Below are 24642 nucleotides of genomic sequence, written 5' to 3'. Positions count from 1 at the left end.
TCGGTCGGTGGCCTCGCGGCCCGCCGGGTCCTGCGGCCCGGCCCGTGGGCCGAAGTGAGGTGATGCGGGTCACGTCCTCGCCGATGTTACCTGATACCCTGGGTATCGTGAAACAGCAATCCGACGAGGCCGCGACCGCCCCGGCCGTCGAGGACGGCCGCTCCTCCCGCTGGGCCCGGCACCGCGCGCAGCGCCGGCTCGAGCTGATCCGCACGGCCCGCGCGGCCGTCGACGAGCTCGGCCCGCAGGCGTCCATGGAGGAGATCGCCTCCGCGTGCAGCACGTCCAAGTCCGTGTACTACCGGTACTTCGGGGACAAGGCCGGGCTGCAGCGGGCCGTGGGCGAGTACACCGTCACCCGGATGCGCGACCGCCTCCGGGACGCCGCCCGCGCCGCCGGCACCTTCGAGGGCACGGTCGAGGCGATGGTCGCCGAGTACCTGCTGAGCATCGAGCGCTCGCCGGCGGTGTACCGCTTCGTCGTCGGCGCCGTTCCCGAACCGGGGCGGGGCGAGCGCCACCGCCACGACCGGCGCACCCGCACCGGCCGCCAGGAGGAGGCCGGCGAGCGCCCCGACGGGGAGGGCGGGGCCACGGGCGGGGCGCAGCGCTACCTCATCCAGGAGTTCACGGACGCGGTCGCGGCCCTGCTCGCGGAGGCGCACGTGCGCCACTCCCCCGCCGAGCACTGCCTGCCCGAGCCGATGCTCAGCTACTGGGCCGCCTCGACCATCGGCATGGTCCGCGGCGCCGGGGAGGCCTGGATGGGCACCCCGGCCGGCACGGAGCGCCCCTCCCGGCAGCGGATGACCGAGCTGATCCTGGGCTGGGCCGTCCACGGGCTGCGCCCCGCCGGGGACCCCGGCGCCCCCGCGGCCCCCGACCCGGACCACCGGGGCCCCGGCGGCTGAGCGCCGGAGCCCCTCCCCGGGGCCGGCGGGACCCTCCCGCCCGGACCCCGCCGATCCACCGGCCCCGTCCCGGCGACCGCCGAGACCGGGGCCTCGCAGAAGGAGCGAGGACATGACCACCACCGTCGACCGTCCCACCGGCACCGCGCAGGAGGCGACCGCCCCGGCCGCCGTGGACGTCGCCGCCCTCGGCGAGCTGCTGCTCGGGCGCTGGGCCGAGGTCCGCCGGCAGACCCGGGCGATGCTGCTCGACGAGCGGCTGCACACGCAGGAGAACCTGAGCTACCAGGAGAACCGGGAGCGGGTCCTGGGCCAGCTGCACCTGCTCGTGGAGCACGGGGCGATGAGCCGGGGCCTGCCCGAGGCCTACGGCGGCCAGGGCGACCCCGGCGGCAACGTGGCCGGCTTCGAGGAGCTGCTGCTGGGCGACCCGTCGCTGCAGATCAAGGCCGGGGTGCAGTGGGGCCTGTTCGGCTCGGCCGTGCTCAACCTCGGCACCGAGGAGCACCACCGCCGCTGGCTGCCCGCCATCCGCGACCTGCGGGTGCCCGGGGTGTTCGCGATGACCGAGATCGGCCACGGCTCCGACGTCTCCTCGATCGGCACGACCGCGACCTACGACCCGGCCGCGGAGGAGTTCGAGATCCACACCCCGTTCACCGCGGCGACCAAGGACTACCTCGGCAACGCCGCCCGGCACGGGCGCGCCGCCGTGGTCTTCGCCCGGCTGCTCACCCGCGGGGTCGACCACGGGGTGCACGCCTTCTACGTGGCGATCCGCGACGACGACGGCGCGTTCCTGCCCGGCGTCTCCGGCGAGGACGACGGCCGCAAGGGCGGGCTCAACGGCGTGGACAACGGCCGGCTGCGCTTCGACCGGGTGCGGGTCCCGCGCACGCACCTGCTCAACAAGTACGGCGACGTGGCCCCGGACGGCACCTACAGCTCGCCGATCGCCAGCCCGGGCCGGCGGTTCTTCACCATGATCGGCACCCTGGTCCAGGGGCGGGTCTCCCTCGACGGCGCGGCCGTGGTCGCCAACAAGGCGGCGCTGACCATCGCGATCCGCTACGGCAGCGAGCGCCGGCAGTTCAACGCCTCCTCCGACGTGCGCGAGGAGGTGCTGCTGGACTACCAGGAGCACCAGCGCCGGCTGCTGCCGCTGCTGGCCGAGACCTACGCGATGGACTTCGCCCACCAGGAGCTGCTGGCCAAGTACGACGACGTCTTCTCCGGGCGCCAGGACACCGACGAGGACCGTCAGGACCTCGAGACGCTCGCCGCGGCCCTCAAGGCGCTGTCCACCTGGAGCGCTCTGGACACGCTGCAGACCTGCCGGGAGGCCTGCGGCGGCGCCGGGTTCATGACGAAGAACCGGCTGACCTCCCTGCGCCACGACCTCGACGTCTACGCGACCTTCGAGGGGGACAACACCGTGCTGCTGCAGCTCGTGGCCAAGCGCCTGCTCGCCGACTGGGCCGACGAGCTCAAGCACGTGGACGTGGGCGTGATGGCCCGCTACGTCGCCGGGCGGGCCACCGAGGCGACCTACCACCGCTCCGGGCTGCGCAAGCTGGGCCAGGCCTTCCGCGACACCGGGGACGTGCGCCGCTCGGTCAACGCCCTGCGCGAGGAGTCCGCCCAGCACGCCCTGCTGGCCGACCGGGTGCAGACGATGGTCGCCGAGGTCGCCGAGAACCTGCGGCCCACCGCCCGCCTGCCCCGTGAGGAGGCGGCGGCGCTGTTCAACGAGAACCAGCACAAGCTCATCGCGGCGGCCCGCGCCCACGCCGAGCTGCTGCAGTGGGAGGCCTTCACCCGGGCCCTGCGGCGGGTCGAGGACCCCGGTACCCGCACCGTGCTCACGTGGCTGCGGGACGTCTTCGGGCTGCGGCTGATCGAGAAGAACCTCGCCTGGTACCTCTCCTACGGGCGCGTCTCGATGCGCCGCGGCCGCAGCCTCGACGAGTACGTCGACCGGCTGCTGGCCCGCCTGCGCCCGCACGCCCTCGACCTCGTGGCCGCCTTCGGCCTCGAGCAGGGGCACCTGCGCGCCGAGATCGCCACGGGCGTCGAGGCGCAGCGGCAGGAGGAGGCCGCCGCCCACTACCGCAGGCTGCGGGCCTCCGGCGACGCCCCGGTCAAGGAGACCGCTCCCCCGCGCGAGGCCGCCGAGGGCCGCCGCCGCGCCGCCAAGGACGCCGGGAAGGACACCGCGGACGACGACGCACGGACCGGCGGCACCGGGGCCCCGGCCCCCGGGGAGTCCGCGGCGGAGCCGGCCGGCGGAGCGGGCACGGGCGGACGGCGCGGCGAGCGCCGGCACGACCGCCGCCGCGCGCGCCGGCTGGAGCTGCGGGGCCTGAAGAAGACGCGACGCCGGGCCGCCGCGGAGGACGCCGCCGCGCAGCAGGTTCCGGCGCGGGCCGGGGACGACCGGCCGGAGGAGCGGGAGCCCGCGCGGGCCGGGGACGCCGCCGGGTCCGCCCCGGAGGAGGCGCGGACGGCCGGCGCCTGAGCCGGCCCCGGAGGAGGCGCGGACTGCCGGTGCCTGAGCCGGCCCCCGGGGTGCCCGTGGCCGCGGGCGCCCCGGGGGCCGGTGCTCAGTACAGCTCGGCGGGGCCCGTGAGGAAGCGGGCCAGGCCGTGGGCGAGGACCGTGTTGCCCAGGGCGTTGAGGTGGGCGCGGTCGGCCGCGACCACCGAGCGCGGGGGCAGCCCCTGGGCGAGCCACCGGCGGTCCTCGGCCGAGGACCCGATCCGGTGGGGCCGCAGCGCGGGCAGCGCCCACAGCCGCGGGTCCCGCAGGTCGGCCATCGTGTCGTAGAAGCGCTGCCCGTACTCGTGGCGGTAGGCGGCGTTGACCGCCCGCACCTGCTCCCAGCGCGCGGTGCCGCGGCGGTCCCGCCACGTGTGCCAGTGGCCCATCACCACGGTGCGCTCGGGCTCCACGGCCCAGATGGCTCGGGTGTCGGCCAGCACCTGCCAGTGCTCGGCGATGTTGTTCTTCCCGGTCCACACCAGGTGCACCTGACCGCGGTGGGCCTCCTGCAGGGCGGTGCGCCACCAGCTCTGCGGACCGGTCCCGGGCGCGAGCGCCGCCCCGGGGACGACCCGGTGCAGCGCCACCACGCCCTCGCGCCCGCGCACCCCGCGGATCGTGCACCCGACCCCGGCGACCGTGCCCGGCTCGGCGACCAGCGCGCTGGGCGCCCGGCCGTCGGCGGTGGGGACCACCACCGTCCCGTGGGCGGGCAGCCCGCCCCGCCCCAGCAGGACCCTGTACGGGTGCTCCCGGCTGCGCAGGGCCAAAGTCTGCGAGGAGACGTCGCCGCTGACGGCCCGCGAGGTCCCGGGGACCTCCAGCAGGCGGGAGAGCAGGACGTCGATGCGCACCTCGGGGAACCCCGGCGGGCGGTCCCGGGCGAGCGCGCTGGCGGCCGAGGACGAGCCCCACAGCACGAACTCGCGCGCGGGCCCGGGCCGGGAGCCGAGCGGCGCCAGGGCCCCGCCCACGGAGCCCGCGGCGGCCAGCAGCGCCCCGGAGCGCAGGAGGGAGCGGCGGGAGAGCAACATGTTCTCGAAGGTAAAGAGCGCGGCGGCCCGGCGGGCCCGTGTGACGCTTTCGCACGCTCCCCACTTGGGGGGACACCCGACGGGCCCGTGGGCCGGGCGGCCCACGGGCCGGTCCGTGCCGCGGCCCGGCCCGTCGGCCGCCCCCGTTCGAGCGGGCTCCCGGTCCGGCCGGGCGTCAGGCCGGGGGCTGGGCGGGCAGCGGCCCGGTCGCCTCCCCCGCCCGGGCGGCGTCGGCGACGATCACGGTGACGTTGTCCCGCCCGCCGGTGCGCAGGGCGGCCTCGAGCAGGACGTCGGCGGCCTCCTTGGGGTGGGCCGTGCGCCCGAGGACCCGGGCCATGTGGGCGGGGCTGAGCTCGTTGGTCAGCCCGTCGGAGCACAGCAGCAGCCGCTCCCCCGGCCGGGCCGGCAGCACGCGGACGTCGGGCTCCCAGACCTGCCCGGTGCCCAGGGCGCGGGTGATGACGTTGCGCCGCGGGTGCACGAGCGCCTGGGCGGCGGTGATCTGCCCGATGGAGACGAGGTACTGGACCTCGGAGTGGTCCACGGTGAGCTGCTCGAGCTCGGGGGTGCCGTCCGCGGCGGCGCCCTCCGGCGGGTGCAGCCGGTAGGTGCGGGAGTCGCCGGTGTTGAACACGATCCACAGGTCCCGGTCCTCGATCCGGGTCAGCCACACGCCCGTGACCGTGGTCCCGGCCCGCCCGGCGCAGGCGTGCTGGATGTGCTGGTCGGCCTGCCACAGCACGGAGCGCACCCGGCGCACGGCCTCGATCGCGCCCTCGGGCACGTCCGGGTCCAGGCGCAGCTCCCGCTCCACGGTCGCGCGGAAGCGGGCGACGTCGAGCGGCGGCGGGGGCTCCTCGACCGGGAAGCCGAGCGGGTCGGCGAGGGTGAACAGCGGCGAGGACCCGAGCGTGCGCACGCACAGCGCCGCGGCGATCTCCCCGGCCTCGTGCCCGCCCATGCCGTCGGCCACCGCGCACATGGAGGCGGTGACGACGAGGGCGTCCTCGTTGGTCTCCCGGCGCAGGCCGCGGTCGGTGGCGGCGCCGGCGCGGATGACGAGCGGCGCGCTCACTCGAGGTCGACCTCCAGCCCGGGTCCGGAGCCCTGGGAGAGCAGGACCGGCTGGACGTCCCCGAAGCCCCGCACGTTGCGCGTGGGCTGGGGCAGGAGGATGAAGCGGTCGTCGCCGGCGAGCACCGCCGCCGTCGAGGCGTCGACGAGCACGGAGCCCGGATCGGTGAGGGAGACGAGCCGGGAGGCGAGGTTGACGGTGGGCCCGTAGATGTCGCCCAGGCGCGGCAGCACCCGGCCCCACACGAAGGCCACGCGCGCCTGGGGCAGGTCGGGGTCCTCGCGGATGGCGTGGGCCAGGGCGAGGGAGATCAGAGCACCCCCCTCGGGGCTCTCGGCGAGGAACATCACCTCGTCCCCGATGGTCTTGATCAGCCGGCCCCCGCCCACCGAGATCACCTCGGCGCACAGGTTCTCGAAGCGCTGGACGAGGTGGGCCAGGGTCCGCTCGTTCATCTGCCGGGACAGGGCGGTGTAGGAGACGAGGTCGGCGAAGCCCACCCCGCGTGCCAGCGGAAGGATCGCCGCGCCGCTCTCGTCGGCCACGGGCCCGGTGGCCGTGGACCCGTCGGGGCGCTCCACGCGCATCGCCAGGCGCTGCACGGCGGCGTTCATCTGCCGCCGCCACGAGTAGACGAGCAGCTGCTCGACGGCGTCGATGAGGTCGGGCAGCAGGTGCAGCAGCTCGCGGCGGGCGGCGGCGTCGGTCATCCCGTCGTTGATGACCATGTCCTCCACGAGCGCCTCGACCTGCCACACCACCATGCGGTCGGTCATCTGCCCGATCGAGCGCACCAGGGACAGCGCGGCCTCCTCGGTGATCTTCTCCTCGAGGACCATGGTCGAGAGCACCCGCAGCGCCTCGGAGTCCTGCTCCGTGAACCAGACGTCGTCGTCGCTGACGTTCGGGAAGCCCAGGGCGCGCCAGACCTTGCGCGCCGACAGCAGCGAGAGCCCGCCGCGGCGGGCGGCCTCGCGCCGGCGCAGGGCGCGCTCGGAGCCCAGCAGGGTCCGCTCGAGCGCCCGCACGGCCGCCTTGGCCTCGGCCGAGCGGTAGAGGTTGGCCTGGACGGGGTTGTGCAGGTTCAGGTTCAGCTGCTGCGTCTGGGGGCCGACCGACGGCCCGCCCTCGTGCTCCGGGTCCTCACTGGCCACGCGTCACTCCTGTTGCTGGTGGGCGGCCCGCCCGCCCCAGAGGCGGTGCGGTCGGGCGGACGGACGGGGGTGCGGCGCGGGGACCGCGTCGGGTCCCACTGTAGTGCTCGCTCCCCCGGCGGCGCCCGGACCGGGCCCGGCGGAGCGGGCGAGCTCCTCGTCGGCGGCCCGCCGCAGCAGGTCGGCGAGGCGCCGGGCCTCCGGGGCGTGCTCGAGGCGCAGCCCGCCCCAGGGGCCGAAGTCGGCCACGACCCGCCCGTCCCGGCGCCCGAGCGCCGGGGCGCGCGGGCCGTCCACGGCCACGTGCCGCAGCCCGGCCAGGGGCAGCCGCACCGGCTCGTGCCGGCCCCGCAGCAGCACGAGGTGGCGGGTGGTGAGCACGTAGCGGGTGCGCCACCAGCGCAGCAGGGGCAGCAGCACCCGGCGCAGCACGGCCCAGGCCGCCGCGGCGAGCAGCAGCAGCTCCGCGCCGGCGTGCAGGCTCTGCCACGGCTCGCCCGTGGGCCGCCACACCAGCCCCAGGGCCCGCTGGGCCAGGGAGAGCGCGAAGACGACGAGCAGCAGCACCAGGAACGGGCGCAGCAGGTGCACCCCGTGCGGGCGGGTGGCCACGAGCACCCGCTCCCCCGCGCCCAGGGGCGGGCGGGCGCTCACGGCCGGCCCCCCGCCCCGCCGTCGGACGCCCCGGGGGCCGCCGCGGCGGGCGCGGCCGGGCGCAGGTGGACGACGTCGCCCGCGGTGACCTCGTGCACGGTCCCCGCCGCGTCGCGCACCAGCAGGGCCCCGGAGGCCCCCAGCCCCTCGGCCGTGCCCACCAGCGGCGGGCGCCCGCCCGGCAGCTCGGCGCGCACGGCCCGCCCCAGGGTCTCCATCCGCCCCGCGACCTGCGCGTGCAGCGCCCCGCCCGGGGCAGCGGCGCCCGGCTCGGCGCACAGCCGGCGGTAGCGCGGCAGGAAGGCCTCGAGCACGCGCACGAGCAGCTGGGGGCGGGGGCTCGCGCGGCCGGTGAGCCGGCGCAGCGAGGTCGCGGTGGGCACGGGCAGCGCGTCCTGGCCGACGTTGACGCCGGCGCCGAGCACCACCGCCGGCGGGTCCCCGGGCACGAGCACGGCCAGCAGCCCGGCGATCTTGCGCCCGTCCACGAGCACGTCGTTGGGCCACTTCACGGCCGCGTCCACGCCCTCGGCCGCCAGCGCCTCGGCGACCGAGACCGCCATGAGCAGCGTCAGCCAGGGGTAGTCCGGCAGCGGGACGGCCCCGGCCGGGCGCAGCAGGAGGCTGAAGGTCAGGGCGGTGCCGGGCTCGGTGGTCCAGACCCGGTCGAGCCGCCCGCGCCCGGCGCTCTGGTGGCCCGCGGCCACGAGCGAGAGGTCCGGCCAGGCGGCGGCCGGATCCGTCCCGCCGGCCGGGCGGGCGGCGGCGGCGAGGTGGTCGTTGGTGGAGCCGACCTCGTCGAGCACCTCGACCCGCCGCAGGCCCACGGCCTCGAGGGCGGCCAGCGCGGCGGGGTCCCGCAGGTCGGCGCCGGGGGCGCGGGGATCGGGCACGGTGCTCCTCGGTGCGGGCGGGGAACGGCGGCCCCGCGTAGGGTTTCGTGGTGTCCACAACAGTAGCCGCGCTGACCGGGAGGCGCCCGGACGGGCACCCGGCACCGGCCCGAGCCCGAGGAGCCACCGTGAGCCCCGAGCAGCCCCCCGTCGTCGCCGTCACCTACGTCTACGGCGGCCCCGCCGACGTCCTCGCCGCCCGCCGGCCCGAGCACCGCGAGTACCTGCGCGGGCTCGTGGAGCAGGGCCTGCTGCTGGCCTCCGGCCCCTACGACGACGACGGGCCCGCCGGTGCGCTGCTGGTCTTCGCCGCGGAGCCCGCCGAGGTGGAGCGGCTCACCGACGAGGACCCCCTGGTGCGCCACGGCGTGGTCACCGAGCGCACCGTGCGCCCGTGGAACGTCGTGCTGGGCCGCGTGGGCTGAGCCGCCTGCGCTCGCCGCGCCGCGGCCCGCCCCGCGGCCGGCTCCGCGCCGGGACCGGGGCGGGTTCCGGGGCGGGCCGGACGGGGCCGAAGCCGGGGCGGCGGAAATTGTAGGACTCCTACAACCGGGCCCGCCCGGGGCGAGGCATAGAGTGGTCGGGTCCCCGACCTGCCCCGACCGGGCCGGCCGCGCAGCAGACCACGAGGTGCCATGAGCCACGACCTGACCACCACCGCCGGCAAGATCGCCGACTTCCACGACCGGCGCGCCCGCTCCGAGGCGCCCGCGGGCCGGGCGGCGATCGACAAGCAGCACGCCCGGGGGCGCAACACCGCGCGCGAGCGCGTGGAGATGCTGCTGGACGAGGACTCGTTCGTGGAGTTCGACGCCCTGGCGACCCACCGCTCCACGGCCTTCGGCATGGAGTCGAAGAAGCTGCTGGGCGACGGCGTGGTCAGCGGCTACGGCACGGTCGACGGCCGGCTCGTGGCCGTCTACTCGCAGGACTTCGCGGTCTTCGGCGGGTCCCTGTCCCAGGTCAACGGGGAGAAGATCGTCAAGGTGCAGAAGTTCGCGCTGCGCAACGGCTGCCCGGTGATCGGCATCAACGACGGCGGCGGGGCCCGCATCCAGGAGGGCGTGGCCTCCCTGGCGATGTTCGCCGACATCTTCAACATGAACGTCCGCTCCTCCGGGGTGGTCCCCCAGATCTCGCTGATCATGGGACCGTGCGCGGGCGGGGCGGCCTACTCCCCCGCACTGACCGACTACATCGTGATGGTCGACAAGACCTCGCACATGTTCATCACCGGCCCGGACGTGATCAAGACCGTCACGGGCGAGACCGTGGACATGGAGACCCTCGGCGGGGCCCGGCAGCACAACACGACGACCGGCACCGCGACCTACCTGGCCGAGGACGAGCAGGACGCCTTCGAGTTCGTCCACGAGCTGCTGGAGTTCCTCCCGGCCAACAACCTCCACGAGGCCCCGCTGCTCGAGCACGACCAGGAGGAGGAGACCACCGAGGCCGACCTCGCCCTCGACGGGCTCGTGCCCGACTCCGCGAACCAGCCCTACGACATGCGCGCCGTGATCGAGGCGGTCGTCGACGACGGCCACTTCCTCGAGATGCAGTCCCTCTACGCGCCCAACGTGCTCATCGGCTACGCCCGGGTCGAGGGCCACACCGTGGGGATCGTCGCCAACCAGCCGCTGCAGTTCGCCGGGACCCTGGACATCGCCGCCTCGGAGAAGGCCGCCCGGTTCGTGCGCCACTGCGACGCGTTCAACGTCCCCGTGCTCACCCTCGTGGACGTGCCCGGGTTCCTGCCCGGCACCGACCAGGAGTTCAACGGCATCATCCGCCGCGGGGCCAAGCTGCTCTACGCCTACGCCGAGGCCACCGTGCCCCTGGTCACCCTGATCACCCGGAAGGCCTACGGCGGGGCCTACATCGTGATGGGCTCCAAGAAGCTCGGCGCCGACGTCAACCTCGCCTGGCCCACCGCCCAGATCGGGGTGATGGGCGCACAGGGCGCCGTCGAGATCCTCTACCGCCGCGACCTCGCGGCCGCCGCCGAGCGCGGCGAGGACGTCGACGCGCTGCGCGCCGAGCTCGTGCAGAAGTACGAGGAGGAGCTGCTGAACCCCTACCAGGCCGCGGAGCTGGGCTACGTGGACGCCGTGATCGCCCCCTCGGAGACCCGGCTGCAGGTGGTCCGGGCGCTGCGGGCTCTGCGGGAGAAGCGCGCCACGCAGCCGGCCAAGAAGCACGGGAACATCCCGCTGTGAGCGCCCCCGAGCAGCAGGCGCCGGCGCTGCGCTTCGTCGCCGGCAGCCCGACCCCCGAGGAGGTCGCGGCGGTCACCGCGGTCCTGCTCGCCCGCCGGCCCCCGGCCGAGCAGGACGAGCGGGCGGCCACCGGTCCGCGCGCCCAGTTCCGCCGGATGCGCCTGGGCCTGCGGCTGCGCCCCGGCCGCGGCGCGTGGCGGCGCTCCCGGGCCGAGGAGTGACCCGCCCGGCCGAGGCCAGGTGCTGCCCGGGCGCACCGCGGGGGCCGCGGCGCTAGGGTGGCCCGCATGACCGCCCACCTGTCTGCCACCACGCCCTCCGGGGACCCGGTGCCCGCCGGGACCCGCCACGCCACCGCGGTCGACGCCGTCGCCGAGCGCTGGTACGCCCGCACCCTCGAGCTGGACCCGGCGCAGGCCGCGCTGCACGGGATCCGCCCGCACGAGACCGGCTACCGGGACTACGGCCCGGACGGTCCGCGGGCGTGGGCCGAGGCCGCCCGGGACACCCTCGCCGAACTGGCCCGCACCACCCCGGCCGACGACACCGACCGGGTCACCGCCCACGCCCTGCGCGAGCGGCTGGGCGTGGGCCTGGACCTGCACGAGGCCGGGCTGACCGGCTGGGAGGTCAACAACATCGCCTCCCCCGTCCAGGAGATCCGGGAGGTCTTCGACGGGCTGCCGCGCGGCGGTGCCGAGGACTGGCGGGCCCTCGCGCAGCGTCTGCGCGCGGTGCCCGGGGCCGTGGCCGGCTATCTGCGGGCGCTGCACCAGGCCCAGGCGCGTGGCCGGTCGGCCTCCGCCGACCAGATGCGCACAGCCGCCGGCCAGGCCCGCGGCTACGCGGCGCCCGGCGGGTTCTTCGACCGGCTCGCCCGCCACCGGCGCGTCCCGGAGGCGCTGCGCGAGGAGGTCGCCGCCGCCGCGGCCGCCGCCCGGGAGGCCTACTCCGGACTGGCCGACGCCCTGTCCGGTGAGCTGACCGTGCGGGCCCGGGGAACCGACGCGGTCGGGCCCGAGGAGTACGCCCTGCGGCTGCGGGAGTTCCTCGGCGCCACCGTGGACCCGGCCGAGCTCTACGCCTGGGGCGTGGACCACCTCGCCGACATCGTCGACGAGCAGCGCCGGCTGGCCCGCCGGATCGTCCCGGGCGCCTCCGTGGCGGAGGCCGTGGCGTTCCTCGACGCCGACCCCGCCCGCCGGCTGCACGGCACCGGGGCCCTGCAGGCGTGGATGCAGGAGCTCTCCGACGCGGCCGTCGACGCGCTGGCCGGGACCCACTTCGAGATCACGGCGCCCATGCGCCGGCTCGAGTGCCGGATCGCCCCGACCCACGACGGCGGGATCTGGTACACCGGCCCCAGCGCGGACTTCTCCCGGCCGGGCCGGATGTGGTGGTCGGTGCCCGAGGGCACGGAGCACTTCACGACCTGGGAGCAGACGACGACGGTCTACCACGAGGGCGTGCCGGGCCACCACCTGCAGTTCGCGACCGCCCTGGCCAACGCCGCCGAGCTGAACCTGTGGCGCCGGGCGGGACTGTGGGTCTCCGGCCACGGCGAGGGGTGGGCCCTGTACGCCGAGCGGCTCATGGACGAGCTCGGCTTCCTGGAGGACCCCGGGGACCGGATGGGCATGCTCGACTCCCAGCGTCTGCGCGCCGCCCGGGTGGTCTTCGACATCGGCTTCCACTGCGGGTTCACCGTCCCGGGCGAGCTCGGGGACGCCCTGGGCGGGGCCCGCCCCGGGGCGGTGTGGAGCGCCGAGGACGGCTGGCGGTTCCTGCGCGCGAACATCGTGATGGCCGAGCCGATGCTGCGCTTCGAGTGGCTGCGCTATCGCGGCTGGCCGGGCCAGGCGCCCTCCTACAAGGCGGGCCAGCGGCTGTGGGAGCGGTCCCGGGAGCACGCGCGCGCGGCCGCCGGGGCGCGGTTCCGGCTCCGGGACTTCCACACGCGGGCGCTGCGGCTGGGATCCGTGGGCCTCGACACCTTGGAGTTCGCCCTGAACCTGTGATCTGCCCGACGTCACAAACGCGTCACACGAGCTCGACACGCTATTGTGCGCCGCCGTACTGTGGCGCCCATGGTTTCCGCTTCAAGCACTCCGCGTCTGCCCCGCTGGGCCACCGCCTTCGGGCCGCAGATCGTCCTCGCCCTCGTCCTGGGCGTCGCCCTCGGCCTCGCCGCCGACGCGCTGGGCGGTGATCCCGACACCGACCCGAACGGGCTGATGACCGCCCTCGACACGATCGGCACCAGCTACGTCACCCTGCTGAAGGCCGCGGTCATCCCGCTCGTGGTCACCGCCGTCATCTCCTCGATCGCCAACCTCCGGGAGGTCTCCGACGCGGCCCGGCTGGCCTGGAAGACGCTGCTGTGGTTCGGCATCACCGCGCTGATCGCCGTGGTCGTGGGCCTCGTGCTCGGGCTCGTGGTCCAGCCCGGGGCCGGCACCGGGGCGAGCGCCCCCGCGGAGTCCTACGAGGGGACCCAGGGGTCCTGGCTCGCGTTCCTCACCGGCCTGGTCCCGGGCAACTTCCTGGGCCTGCAGGCCTCCTCCACCGTGACCGGGGCCGGGGCGGTGGCCACCACCACGAGCTTCAACGTCCTGCAGGTGCTCGTCGTCTCGGCCGCCGTGGGCATCGCCGCCCTGAAGGTCGGCGAACCCGCCGAGCCGTTCCTGGCCGTGGTCCGCTCGGCGCTGGCCGTGGTCCAGAAGGTCGTGTGGTGGATCATCCGCCTCGCCCCGCTGGGCACCCTCGGGCTGATCGGCAGGGCCGTCTTCGAGTACGGCTGGACCTCCATGGGCGGGCTGCTGGCCTTCGTCGCCACCGTCTACGCCGGCCTGCTCGTCGTGGCCCTCGTGGTCTACCCCGTGCTCGTGCGCCTGCACGGGCTGTCCGTGAAGCAGTTCGTCTCCGGCGTGTGGCCGGCCGTGCAGCTGGGCTTCGTCTCGCGCTCCTCCGTGGGCACGATGCCGCTGACCCAGCGGGTGACCGAGCGCAACCTCGGCGTGCCCCGCGCCTACGCCTCCTTCGCGGTACCCCTGGGCGCCACCACGAAGATGGACGGCTGCGCCGCCGTCTACCCGGCGGTCGCCGCCCTGTTCGTCGCGCAGTTCTACGGCATCGACCTCGACGTCACCTCCTACGTGCTCATCGCCCTGGTCTCCGTGCTGGGCTCGGCCGCGACCGCGGGCACCACCGGGGCGACCGTGATGCTCACCCTGACCCTGTCCACCCTGGGCCTGCCGCTGGACGGCGTGGGGCTGCTGCTGGCCGTGGACCCGATCATCGACATGGGCCGCACCGCGCTCAACGTCGCCGGCCAGGCGCTCGTGCCCACGCTCGTCGCCCGCCGCGAGGGCATCCTCGACCGGGAGCTCTACGACGCCCCGCGCGCCGGGGACCCGTTCGCCCCGGAGCCCGCCGAGTCCGCGACGTCCGCCGGCGCCGCCCCGGAACCGGCGGAGACCGCCGGCACCCGCTAGACCGCGCCGCCGCACCGCCGCGCCGCCGCACTACTGCGCCGCGAGGGGCGGGGATCTGTGGGAATGCCCGACGCATTCCGGCAGTTCCCCGCCCCTCGCGCGTGTCCCGGGCCGTCGCCGCTACCCTGGGCGGGAACGAGATCCGGATCACACCGCGGAGGCGGAGGGCGAGGCATGGGCGGACCAGGCGGGGGCACGACGACGGACCCCCAGCTGCGGCTGTCGTGGGACCGGTCGCTGCGGCGGCTGGCCGCCCCGGAGCGCTGCGCACCCCGGCTCGTGCTCGACCGCGCGGGCCTGCACGAGGCCCTGCGCGAGGGCCGGGCCCCGCTGCGCCTGCTGCTGCCGGTGCTCGACGAGCTGCTGACCCCCCTGGCCGAGGACACCGGGCTCGTCGTGGCCGTCACCGACCCGGACGGGGTGCTGCTGCACGTGCGCGGGGCGGCCGCGACCCGGCGCCGGGCCGAGGACATGGGCTTCGTGGCCGGGGCCGACTGGTCCGAGGAGGCCGTGGGCACCAACGCCCCCGGCACCGCCCTCGTGCTGCGCCGCACGGTGACCGTCCACCGCGAGCAGCACTTCTACCCCGAGGCCCACCCGTGGTCCTGCACCGCCGCCCCGCTGCTGCACCCCGTCACGGGGGAGCTGCTCGGCGCGGTCGACCTCACCGGCGGGGACGCCGCGGCGGCCCCGGCGGCCCGGGCCCTCATCGGCGCCGCGGTGCGCGCGGCCCGCGCCGAGCTCGCCCTCGCCCTGCGCGCCGACCCCGCCGGCCCGGCCGCCCCCGGCACGCCCGCCCCCCGCCCGGCCGCGGACACCGTCCGGAGCCCCGAGCTCCCGCCCGGGACCCGCCCGGCAGCCACGCCCGGGCCGGTCCCGTCCGGGGGGAGCGGCCGGGCGCCCGCGGAGCCGGCCCCGGTCGCGACGGGCCGGCGCACCGGGACGCGGGCGACGGCGCCGCCCACGACGAGCGGGCGGACCCCGGCGGGCGCGGCCGGTCCCGGGCAGGACCCCGGGGACCGGGCCCCGTCCGCCGGGACGCGCGCCACGGTGACGGCGCTGCGCGTGCTGGGCGGGCACCCTCCCGCCCTGGTGGCCGGGGAGCAGGAGCACGAGCTCACCGAGCGCCACGCCGAGATCCTCCTCGCGCTCGCCCGGACGCCGGGAGGACTGAGCACCGCGGAGCTCTCGGAGCGGCTGTGGGACGGGCGGGCCCAGGAGGCCACGGTGCGCGCCGAGGTCCTGCGGCTGCGCCGGCTGCTCGCCCCGCTCGGGCTCGGCATCGCCTCGCGGCCCTACCGGCTCACCGCCCCGCTGGACTCCGACGCCGGACAGGTGCTCGGGCTGCTCGAGCGCGGCGCCCACCGCCGCGCGCTGCGCGCCTACCCCGGCCCGCTGCTGCCCCGCTCCGAGGCGCCCTGGGTCGTGGCCCTGCGCCACCGCCTCGCCGGGCTGCTGCGGGAGGCCGTGCTCACCGACGGCTCCGCCGAGGCGGTGCGCCAGTACCTGGCCCTGCCCGAGGCCGCCGACGACGCCGAGGCCTGGGCCCTGCTGCTGCGCCTGCTGCCGGCCCGCTCCCCCGCCCGCGCCCGCGCGGTCCTGGAGCTCGAGCGCCTCGGCGCCTGACCCGCGCCCCACCTCGGGCGACACGGCGTGCAACGCGCGTGCAACGCGGCGGCCCGTAGCGTGAGCCGCATCACACCGGGGTCCGGCGCACCGTCCGCGCCGAACCCGCCGCACGGGGCCGCCGCAGGCCGCCCCCGCACGCACGAGGAGCGCGATCCCATGACCGTCGACGTCGAGGCCACCACCACCTACGCCCAGCCCGGCACCGAGGGCTCGAAGGTCTCCTTCAAGCCCCGCTACGAGCACTGGATCGGCGGGCAGTGGGTCCCGCCCGTGAAGGGCCAGTACTTCGAGGACATCTCCCCGGTCAACGGCAAGCCCTTCACCGAGATCGCCCGCGGCACCGCCGAGGACGTCGAGGCCGCCATCGACGCCGCCTGGGCCGCCGCCCCCGCGTGGGGGAGGACCCCGGCGGCCGAGCGCGCGCTGGTGCTGCACCGGATCGCCGACCGCATCGAGCAGAACCTCGAGATGCTCGCCGTGGCCGAGACCTGGGACAACGGCAAGCCGGTGCGCGAGACCATCAACGCGGACCTGGCCCTGGCCGTCGACCACTTCCGCTACTTCGCCGGGGCCATCCGCGCCCAGGAGGGCACGCTCTCCCAGCTCGACGACAACACGACCTCCTACCACTTCCACGAGCCGCTGGGCGTGGTCGGGCAGATCATCCCCTGGAACTTCCCCATCCTCATGGCGGTGTGGAAGCTCGCACCGGCCCTCGCGGCGGGCAACGCCGTCGTCCTCAAGCCCGCCGAGCAGACCCCGGCCTCGATCCTCGTGCTCGTCGAGCTGCTCGCCGACCTGCTGCCCCCGGGCGTGGTCAACGTGGTCAACGGCTTCGGCGCGGAGGCCGGCAAGCCCCTGGCCTCGAACCCCCGGATCCGCAAGATCGCCTTCACCGGCGAGACCACCACGGGCCGGCTGATCATGCAGTACGCGTCCCAGAACATCATCCCGGTCACCCTGGAGCTGGGCGGGAAGTCCCCGAACATCTTCTTCGAGGACGTCGCCGCGGCGCAGGACTCCTTCTACGACAAGGCCCTGGAGGGCTTCGCGTTCTTCGCCCTCAACCAGGGCGAGGTCTGCACCTGCCCCTCGCGCGCCCTGATCCAGGAGGGCATCTACGACCGGCTGCTCGCCGACGGCCTCGAGCGGGTGCGCGGCATGGTCCAGGGCAATCCGCTGGACCTCAACACCCAGGTCGGCGCGCAGGCCTCCAACGACCAGCTGCAGAAGATCCTCTCCTACATCGACATCGGCAAGCAGGAGGGCGCGAAGGTGCTGATCGGCGGCGAGCGCAACGTCCTGGACGGCGACCTCGCCGAGGGCTACTACGTCACCCCCACCGTGTTCGAGGGGCGGAACTCGATGCGGATCTTCCAGGAGGAGATCTTCGGGCCGGTGCTGTCGGTGACCCGCTTCACCGACTACGCCGACGCGATCGCCACCGCCAACGACACGCTCTACGGCCTGGGTGCGGGGGTGTGGGCCCGCAACGGCAACCTCGCCTACCGGGCCGGGCGGGACATCGAGGCCGGGCGCGTGTGGGTGAACCAGTATCACAACTACCCCGCGCACTCGGCGTTCGGCGGCTACAAGTCCTCGGGCATCGGGCGGGAGAACCACCTGATGATGCTCGAGCACTACCAGCAGACCAAGAACCTGCTGGTCTCCTACTCCGAGGACGCCCAGGGCTTCTTCTAGGCCGTCCGCCCGCCCGCGCGTGCGCCGAGGGGCGGCGTCCGGCGGTTCCGACCGGGTCGGAGCCGCCGGACGCCGCCCCTCGGCGTGCCCGGGGACCCCGGACGCGGGGCGGGCGGGTGCGTATCCTGGGGCCGTGACTCCCCGCCTCGTGCTCGCCTCCCGCTCCCCCGCCCGCACCAAGCTGCTGGCCGACGCCGGCATCGCCCACGACCGGCTGGTCTCCGACGTCGACGAGGACGCGGTCGTCGCCGAGCGCGGGGTGACCGGCCCCGAGCAGACCGCGATGGTCCTGGCCCGCGCCAAGGCCGAGGCCGTCGCGCAGCTGCCCGAGGCCGCCGGGGCCCTCGTGCTGGGCTGCGACTCGGTCTTCGCCCTCGACGGCGAGGTCCACGGCAAGCCGCTGGACCCGGCCGTGGCCACCGCCCGCATCCGGGCGATGCGCGGTCGCTCGGGCGTGCTGCACACCGGGCACTGGCTCGTGGACACCCGCGAGCCCGCCGTCGGCGGCACGGGCTTCGCCGGGGGCGCCCCGGCGAGCGCCGAGGTCTTCTTCGCGCCGATGTCCGACGACGAGGTCGCCGCCTACGTCGCCACCGGCGAGCCCCTGCACGTGGCGGGCTCCTTCACCATCGACTCCCTCGGGGCCTCGTTCGTCGAGCGCGTGGAGGGGGACGTGCACGCCGTCGTCGGCCTGAGCCTGGCGGTGCTGCGCCGCCTGCTGGCGGAGGCCGGGGTGGGCGTGCCCGAGCTGTGGACCCCGCGCCCCTGAGCACCCCGGCCGCTCCTTTGTAGGAGTCCTACAGAAACCGGGGCGCATTTCGGGCGGCCCGGCCGGTGGTTGGGCGATCGAGCGCGCCGGGGAATACAGTGCATCCGAGGATTTCGACAAGGAGTGCAACGTGACCCACCACAGCCCTGCGGACGGCGCCATCCGCCCCATCACCAAGGTCCTCGTGGCCAACCGCGGCGAGATCGCCGTGCGCGTGATCCGCGCCGCCCGGGACGAGGGGATCGCCTCCGTGGCGGTCTACGCGGAGCCGGACCGGGACGCGCTGCACGTGCGGATGGCCGACGAGGCCTACGCGCTGGGCGGGGCCACCGCCGCGGAGTCCTACCTGGTGGCCGACAAGCTCCTGGAGGTCGCCGCCCGCTCCGGGGCCGACGCCGTGCACCCGGGCTACGGGTTCCTCTCCGAGAACGCCGACTTCGCGCTGGCCGTGCTCGAGGCCGGGCTGACCTGGATCGGCCCGCCCCCGGCGGCGATCGCCAAGCTCGGGGACAAGGTCGCCGCCCGGCACATCGCCGAGAAGGTCCGGGCCCCGCAGGTGCCGGGCACCACCGACCCCGTCTCCTCCGCCGAGGAGGTGCTCGCCTTCGCCGACGAGCACGGGCTGCCGATCGCCATCAAGGCCGCCTTCGGCGGCGGCGGGCGCGGGATCAAGGTCGCCCGCGAGCGCGAGGCCGTCGCCGAGCTCTACGAGTCGGCCGTGCGCGAGGCCACCGCCGCCTTCGGGCGCGGGGAGTGCTTCGTGGAGCGCTTCCTCGACGCCCCCCGCCACGTCGAGACCCAGTGCCTGGCCGATGCCCACGGCACCGTGGTGGTCGTCTCCACGCGCGACTGCTCGCTGCAGCGGCGCAACCAGAAGCTCGTCGAGGAGGCCCCGGCCCCGTTCCTGACCGAGGAGCAGAACCGCCGGCTCTACGAGTCCTCCAAGGCGATCCTCAAGGAGGCCGGCTACCAGGGCGCGGGCACGTGCGAGTTCCTCGTGGCCGCCGACGGCACGATCTCCTTCCTCGAGGTCAACACCCGTCTGCAGGTCGAGCACCCGGTCTCCGAGGAGGTCACGGGCCTGGATCTGGTGCGCGAGCAGTTCCGGCTGGCCCGCGGCGAGGCCCTCGGCTACGACGACCCCGCGGTGCGCGGGCACTCGATCGAGTTCCGGATCAACGGCGAGGACCCCGGCCGCAACTTCATGCCCTCCCCCGGCACCATCACCGCCCTGTCCCTGCCCAGCGGCCCCGGCGTGCGCGTGGACTCGGGCGTGGAGGCCGGGGAGACCGTGGGCGGGAACTTCGACTCCATGCTCGCGAAGCTCGTCGTCACCGGGGCGACCCGGGAGCAGGCCCTCGAGCGCTCGCGCCGGGCGCTGCGGGAGCTGCGCGTGGAGGGGCTGCCCACCGTGGTGCCCTTCCACCGGGCCGTGGTCGAGGACCCCGCGTTCGCCCCGGCCGGCGGGGAGCCCTTCCGGGTGCACACCCGCTGGATCGAGACCGAGTTCGACAACACGGTCCCGCCGTTCGAGGGCACCCCCGAGGCGGGCCCCGAGGCCGAGGAGCGCCACGCGATCGTCGTGGAGGTCTCGGGCAAGCGCCTCGAGGTCGTCCTGCCGGCGGCCGCGGCCGCCGGGGTCGCCAAGCCGGCCGGGTCCGCGCCCAAGCCGCGCCGGTCCCGCGCGAGCCGCGGCGGCACCGCGGCCGCGGCCGGCGGGGACGGGCTGACCTCGCCCATGCAGGGCACGATCGTGAAGATCGCGGTCGACAACGGCGACGAGGTCGCCGAGGGCGACCTCGTGCTCGTGCTCGAGGCCATGAAGATGGAGCAGCCGCTGACCGCCCACAAGGCCGGGACGGTCTCCGGGCTCTCGGTGACCCCCGGGGACACCGTCTCCGCGGGCACGGTCCTGGCCACGATCTCCTGAGACCGGCCGTGAGCGAGCCCCGCAGCCTCGTCGACCTCTCGGCGCAGGCCCGGCTGCGCACCGGCGCCCCGGCGGCCGCCCCGCGGCTGCGGGTGCTGTGCTGCCCGCCCTCCGGGGCCGCCGCCGGGTACTGGCGCTTCCTCGTGCGCGAGGACGTCCACGTGCTCGGCGTGCAGTACCCCGGCCGCGAGTCCCGCTTCCGGGACCCGGCCGCCCCGTCCCTGACCGTCCTCGCCGAGGAGGCCGCCGCCGCGGCCGCCGCCGCGCCGTGGGCCGGGGACGGGGTCCCGCTCGTGGTCCTGGGCCACAGCATGGGCGCGGCCGTGGCCGCGGAGCTCGCCTCGGCCCTCCAGCACCGCCACGGGCTGCGCCCCGCGCTGCTGGCGCTCTCCGCCAAGGCCGCCCCCGGAACCGACGGGCCCGGCCCCGGTGAGCCCGCGGACGGGGACGGCCCGGCCGGGCTGCGCGCCGACGAGCTGGACTCGGACGAGGCCCTCGTGCGCTGGCTGCGCGGGCTCGGGGGGACACCGGAGGCGGTGCTGGCCGACCCGGAGCTGCTGGCCCTGGCGCTGCCGGTGCTGCGCGCCGACCTGCGCCTGTCCCTGGCCCACGACCGGCTGCCCGCCCCGGTGGCCGCCCCGCTGCTGCTGCTGCGCGGCACCCGCGACGCCACGGTGGGCGCGGCGGCCATGGCCGGCTGGCGGGCGGCCGCCACCGGGCCGGTGAACGTGCGCGAGTACGAGGGCGGCCACCACCCGCTGGCCGAGCACCGGGACGAGCTGCTCGCCGACCTCGCCGCGTGCGCGGGCCCGTCGTCGTCGGCCCCGCCCTCGGACCCGCTCCGGTGAGCGGCCCCGGGGCGTCCGGGGTCCCGGGCGCCCGGCTGCCCGTGCCCCCGGGCGCGGAGGGCACCGCCCTCGTGCACGCCCGCCTGGCCCGGCTCGTGCCCTGGGCGCGCACCGTGGCCCCCGCCTGGCTGGACGCCGCCGAGCGCGCCCGCCGGGACCGGCTCCGGCGCGCCGCCGACCGGGACGCCTTCGAGGCCCGCCGGTGCCTGCTGCGCGCCGTGCTCGCCGCCCGGCTCGGCACGGACCCCGCCGCGGTGCCGATCGCGCCGCTGCCCGGCCCCGCCGGGCGCCACGGCAAGCCCGGGGTGCCCGGCGTGCACTTCTCGCTGAGCTCCAGCGGCGAGCACGTCCTGCTCGCCACCGGCCCGCGCGAGCTCGGGGCCGACCTCGAGACCGTCCCCTCCCTCGCGGCGGCCCGGCAGATGGCCGCCGTCCTCCACCCCGAGGAGCAGCGCGCGCTCGCCCGGGTGCGCCGCGGCCGGCGGGCGCGGGCGACCACCGTCGTGTGGGTGCGCAAGGAGTCGCTGCTCAAGGCGATGGGCACCGGCCTGTCGCGGGACCCGGCCCTCGACCTCGTCGGCGCCGGCCCCGAGCCCGCCCGGCCCGTGCCCGGCTGGCGGACCCTCGACCTGGAGGGGCTGCCGCGCACCGTCCGGGCGGCGCTGACGGTGCGCGCCTGCTGAGCCACGGGCAGCGACCGGGCGCGCCGCGCGCCGGCCCCTCCCCGGGGCCGGACCGGCGAGCGGTCCGTGGGCGGCCCCCTATGTGTCCACGATGTGGGACGAACGACTCAGCATGCGGACGGCCCGCGTAGCATGTGGGGGTTGTTCCCCACCCACCGCGAACTGTTCCGAGGTATCCCCATGTCCTCATCGGTGACCGGGGCGGACGCCGCGTCCGCCCCCTCGCTGTCCTCCGCCACCGCCGTTCCCCGCCGCCGCGTGATCATGGCGTCCCTCGTGGGCACCACGATCGAGTTCTACGACTTCTACGTCTACGCGACCGCGGCCGTGGCCGTCTTCCCCGCCCTGTTCTTCACGGGCCAGGACGAGACCGCGAAGCTGCTGGCCTCCATGGCCACCTTCGCCGCCGCGTTCGTGGCCCGCCCCATCGGCTCCGTGATCTTCGGCCACTACGGCGACCGCATCGGCCGCAAGGCGACCCTGATCGGCGCGCTGCTGACCATGGGCGTCGCGACCTTCCTCATCGGCCTGCTGCCCACCTACTACTCCATCGGCCTGTGGGCCCCGCTGATCCTCACGGTCCTGCGCTTCTGCCAGGGCCTGGGCCTGGGCGGCGAGTGGTCGGGGGCCGCGCTGCTGGCCACCGAGTACGCCGAGGAGGGCAAGCGGGCCCGCGCCGCCATGTGGCCGCAGCTGGGCGCGCCGTTCGGCTTCATCCTCGCCAACGGCTTCTTCCTCGTGCTCACCCTCGTGATGGGCTTCGTCTCCGTGGCCGAGCAGGGCGCCGACCACCCCTTCCTCACCTGGGGCTGGCGCATCCCGTTCCTCGCCTCCGTGGTGATGGTCGTGCTGGGCCTGTGGGTGCGCTTCCGCCTCGAGGAGACCCCGGTCTTCCGCCAGGCGCTCGAGCAGGGCCAGAAGGTGAAGACCCCGCTGACCGAGGTCTTCCGCACCTCGTGGCTGCAGATCGTCCAGGGCACGTTCATCATGCTCGCCACCTACGTGCTCTTCTACCTGATGACCGCCTGGATCCTGTCCTACGGCATCGGCAAGCCCGAGAACGGCGGGCTGGGCATCCCCTACCGCGAGTTCCTCGTGCTCCAGCTGCTGGCCGTGCTGCTGTTCGCCGCCATGGTCCCCGTCTCCGGGCGTCTGGCCGACAAGTACGGCCGGCGCAGCTCCCAGCTCGTGATCACCGCCGCGATCCTCGGCTTCGGGCTGCTCTTCGGCACCCTGATGAACCCGGCCGCCGTGGGCACCGGCGAGGACGTCAGCCTCGTGCGCGTGCTGGTCTTCCTGGCCGTGGGCATGACCCTCATGGGCCTGACCTTCGGGTCGATGTCGGCGATCCTGCCGGAGCTGTTCCCGACCAACGTGCGCTACACCGGCTCGGGCGTGGCCTACAACGTCTCCTCGATCCTCGGCGCGGCGATCACCCCCTACGTCGCGGTCTACCTCAACGCCGAGCACGGCGTGGGCGCGGTGGGCCTCTACCTCGCCTTCGGCGCGGTGCTCACGCTCGTGGCGCTGTGGTTCTCCCCGGAGACCAAGGACGTGGACATGACCAGCGTGGGGGCCCGCCGCTGACGCGCCCCCTCCCCACGGGCGAAGGCCCCCGCCGCCGGTGAGCACCGGCGGCGGGGGCCTTCCTCGTGGGCCGGGCGGCTCAGAGGTGGACGTGCAGGCGGCGGGCGGCCTCCGAGATCGACCCGGACAGCGAGGGGTAGATCGTGAAGGTGTCCGCGAGGTCGTCCACGTGCAGCTTGTGCGTGACCGCCATCGAGATGGGGAAGATCAGCTCGGAGGCGCGGGGGCCGACGACGACGCCGCCGATCACGGTGCCGGAGCCCTTGCGGGAGAAGATCTTCACGAAGCCGTCCTCGACCGCCATCATCTTGGCCCGCGGGTTGGTCGAGAGCTTCAGCATGATGGTGTCGGCCTGGTAGGTGCCCTCCTCGATGGCCTTCTCGCTCACGCCCACGGAGGCGATCTCCGGGGAGGTGAAGATGTTGGAGGCCACCAGGTGGGTGCGCAGCGGCTTGACGGTGTCGCCCATCAGGTGGGCCACGGCGATCCGGCCCTGCATCGCGGCGACCGAGGCCAGGGGCAGCACGCCCGTGCAGTCGCCGACCGCGTAGATCCCCGGCACCGTGGTGCGGGAGACGCCGTCGACCTTGATGTGCCCGGAGTCGGCCACGGCCACCCCGACCTCCTCGAGGCCGAGGTCCTGGGTCGCGGGTATCCCGCCGACGGCCACGAGGCAGTGGGAGCCGGCGATCTTGCGGCCGTCGGCCAGCGTGACGACCACCCCGTCCCCGGAGCGCTCGACCGCCTGGGCGCGGGAGCGGGAGACGACGTTCATGCCGCGGCGCTCGAAGACGTTCTCGAGCACCACGGCGGCGTCCTCGTCCTCTCCGGGCAGCACCCGGTCGCGGGAGGAGATCAGGGTGACCTCCGCGCCCAGGCCCCGGTAGGCGGAGGCGAACTCGGCGCCGGTGACGCCCGAGCCGACCACGATCATGTGCTCGGGGACCTCGGTGAGGTGGTAGAGCTGCTTCCACGTGAAGATCCGCTCCCCGTCCGGCTTCGCCGTGGGCAGCTCCCGCGGGTAGGCGCCCACGGCCAGCAGCACGGCCTGCGCCTCGAGGGTGTACTCGAGCCCGTCCTCGGTGGTGACCTGCACCTCCGTGGGGCTCAGCAGGCGCCCGGTGCCGGCGATCACCCGCACCCCCACCCGCTCGAGGCCGCGCTTGATGTCGCGCGACTGGGTGGCGGCCAGGCGCAGCAGGCGGGTGTTGACCTTGTCGAGGTCGACCGCGAGGTCGTTGATCTCGTTGCCGTCCTTGCTGCCGCGCACGTGCACCCCGAGGTCGGCGGCCTCCGCGAAGCGGGTCATCGCGTCGGCCGAGGCGATCAGCGTCTTCGAGGGCACCACGTCCGTGAGCACGGCGGAGCCGCCGAGGCCCTGCTTCTCGATGATCGTCACCTCGGCGCCGAGGCTGGCGGCGACCAGCGCGGCCTCGTAGCCGCCGGGGCCGCCGCCGATGATGACGAGCTTCTGGATGGAGAATTCGCTGTGTGCACTCACCCGGCCATTCTTGCAG

The 24642-nt window shown here is 75.7% G+C and carries 20 protein-coding genes; 14 read left to right on the top strand and 6 right to left on the bottom strand.

The genetic code is table 11. The features are described 5' to 3' along the window. The first annotated feature begins 107 nt into the window (after window positions 1-107). A complete protein-coding gene (locus LQU92_RS07260) occupies window positions 108-911 on the top strand; it encodes a TetR/AcrR family transcriptional regulator (RefSeq protein ID WP_230779427.1) in 804 nt (267 codons plus the stop codon). A 112-nt stretch (window positions 912-1023) separates the two neighbouring features. After that, the gene (locus LQU92_RS07255) at window positions 1024-3429 is read left to right on the top strand and encodes an acyl-CoA dehydrogenase (protein WP_230779424.1); all 2406 of its coding nucleotides are present in this window, start codon (window positions 1024-1026) and stop codon (window positions 3427-3429) included. A gap of 85 nt (window positions 3430-3514) precedes the next feature. Here the strand turns inward: LQU92_RS07255 and LQU92_RS07250 are convergent, their stop codons facing one another. The 5 genes from LQU92_RS07250 to LQU92_RS07230 form a co-directional block, all read right to left on the bottom strand. Next, the gene (locus LQU92_RS07250; protein ID WP_230779421.1) at window positions 3515-4486 is read right to left on the bottom strand and encodes a hypothetical protein; all 972 of its coding nucleotides are present in this window, start codon (window positions 4484-4486) and stop codon (window positions 3515-3517) included. Window positions 4487-4661: 175 nt separating this feature from the next. Beyond that, complete coding sequence (locus LQU92_RS07245) at window positions 4662-5564, bottom strand: PP2C family serine/threonine-protein phosphatase (protein ID WP_230779418.1); 903 nt, start codon at window positions 5562-5564, stop codon at window positions 4662-4664. Beyond that, on the bottom strand, window positions 5561-6718 hold the full coding sequence (locus LQU92_RS07240; protein ID WP_101852667.1) for an adenylate/guanylate cyclase domain-containing protein: 1158 nt from the start codon (window positions 6716-6718) through the stop codon (window positions 5561-5563). Before LQU92_RS07240 ends, LQU92_RS07245 begins: the two co-directional genes overlap by 4 nt. 3 nt (window positions 6719-6721) lie before the next feature. Continuing rightward, entirely contained in the window at window positions 6722-7372 is a 651-nt protein-coding gene (locus LQU92_RS07235; RefSeq protein WP_230779415.1) for a hypothetical protein, read from the bottom strand. Next, complete coding sequence (locus LQU92_RS07230; protein ID WP_230779413.1) at window positions 7369-8265, bottom strand: biotin--[acetyl-CoA-carboxylase] ligase; 897 nt, start codon at window positions 8263-8265, stop codon at window positions 7369-7371. The genes LQU92_RS07235 and LQU92_RS07230 overlap by 4 nt, the downstream gene beginning before the upstream one ends. Before the next feature lie 128 nt (window positions 8266-8393). Here LQU92_RS07230 and LQU92_RS07225 point away from each other — a divergent pair, with 128 nt between their 5' ends. From LQU92_RS07225 to LQU92_RS07170, 12 genes are all read left to right on the top strand, one after another. Next, on the top strand, window positions 8394-8690 hold the full coding sequence (locus LQU92_RS07225; protein ID WP_230779411.1) for a YciI family protein: 297 nt from the start codon (window positions 8394-8396) through the stop codon (window positions 8688-8690). A gap of 210 nt (window positions 8691-8900) precedes the next feature. Beyond that, window positions 8901-10484 carry an acyl-CoA carboxylase subunit beta gene (locus LQU92_RS07220; protein ID WP_058858416.1) on the top strand — a complete coding sequence of 528 codons (1584 nt, stop codon included), beginning with the start codon at window positions 8901-8903 and terminating at the stop codon, window positions 10482-10484. Next, entirely contained in the window at window positions 10481-10705 is a 225-nt protein-coding gene (locus LQU92_RS07215; protein ID WP_058858415.1) for an acyl-CoA carboxylase subunit epsilon, read from the top strand. Before LQU92_RS07220 ends, LQU92_RS07215 begins: the two co-directional genes overlap by 4 nt. 66 nt (window positions 10706-10771) lie before the next feature. Further along, a complete protein-coding gene (locus tag LQU92_RS07210) occupies window positions 10772-12502 on the top strand; it encodes a DUF885 domain-containing protein (RefSeq protein WP_230779409.1) in 1731 nt (576 codons plus the stop codon). 69 nt (window positions 12503-12571) lie between these two features. Next, window positions 12572-13978, top strand: coding sequence for a dicarboxylate/amino acid:cation symporter (locus LQU92_RS07205; RefSeq protein ID WP_230779407.1), 1407 nt, complete (start codon window positions 12572-12574; stop codon window positions 13976-13978). Window positions 13979-14152: 174 nt separating this feature from the next. Next, complete coding sequence (locus LQU92_RS07200; protein WP_230779405.1) at window positions 14153-15604, top strand: helix-turn-helix domain-containing protein; 1452 nt, start codon at window positions 14153-14155, stop codon at window positions 15602-15604. 159 nt (window positions 15605-15763) lie between these two features. Next, window positions 15764-17308, top strand: coding sequence for an aldehyde dehydrogenase family protein (locus LQU92_RS07195; protein ID WP_230779403.1), 1545 nt, complete (start codon window positions 15764-15766; stop codon window positions 17306-17308). Between the two features lie 133 nt (window positions 17309-17441). Next, the gene (locus LQU92_RS07190; protein ID WP_230779401.1) at window positions 17442-18077 is read left to right on the top strand and encodes a nucleoside triphosphate pyrophosphatase; all 636 of its coding nucleotides are present in this window, start codon (window positions 17442-17444) and stop codon (window positions 18075-18077) included. A gap of 130 nt (window positions 18078-18207) precedes the next feature. Further along, window positions 18208-20007 (top strand): biotin carboxylase N-terminal domain-containing protein, encoded by a 1800-nt coding sequence (locus LQU92_RS07185; protein WP_101852678.1) that lies wholly within the window; start codon window positions 18208-18210, stop codon window positions 20005-20007. A gap of 8 nt (window positions 20008-20015) precedes the next feature. Continuing rightward, window positions 20016-20855 (top strand): thioesterase II family protein, encoded by an 840-nt coding sequence (locus LQU92_RS07180; protein WP_230779398.1) that lies wholly within the window; start codon window positions 20016-20018, stop codon window positions 20853-20855. Continuing rightward, window positions 20852-21538 carry a 4'-phosphopantetheinyl transferase superfamily protein gene (locus tag LQU92_RS15280; RefSeq protein WP_230779396.1) on the top strand — a complete coding sequence of 229 codons (687 nt, stop codon included), beginning with the start codon at window positions 20852-20854 and terminating at the stop codon, window positions 21536-21538. Before LQU92_RS07180 ends, LQU92_RS15280 begins: the two co-directional genes overlap by 4 nt. 180 nt (window positions 21539-21718) lie before the next feature. Further along, window positions 21719-23125 (top strand): MFS transporter, encoded by a 1407-nt coding sequence (locus LQU92_RS07170; protein WP_230779393.1) that lies wholly within the window; start codon window positions 21719-21721, stop codon window positions 23123-23125. Window positions 23126-23204: 79 nt separating this feature from the next. Here the strand turns inward: LQU92_RS07170 and LQU92_RS07165 are convergent, their stop codons facing one another. Continuing rightward, window positions 23205-24626, bottom strand: coding sequence for an NAD(P)H-quinone dehydrogenase (locus LQU92_RS07165; protein ID WP_101852681.1), 1422 nt, complete (start codon window positions 24624-24626; stop codon window positions 23205-23207). Window positions 24627-24642: the final 16 nt, after the last annotated feature.

The sequence above is a fragment of the Kocuria sp. LUK genome, assembly GCF_021012935.1.
GTDB lineage: Bacteria > Actinomycetota > Actinomycetes > Actinomycetales > Micrococcaceae > Kocuria > Kocuria flava.
The sequence above is the reverse complement of the archived record's forward strand: the minus strand, read 5'-3'. Positions and strand labels throughout refer to the sequence as shown.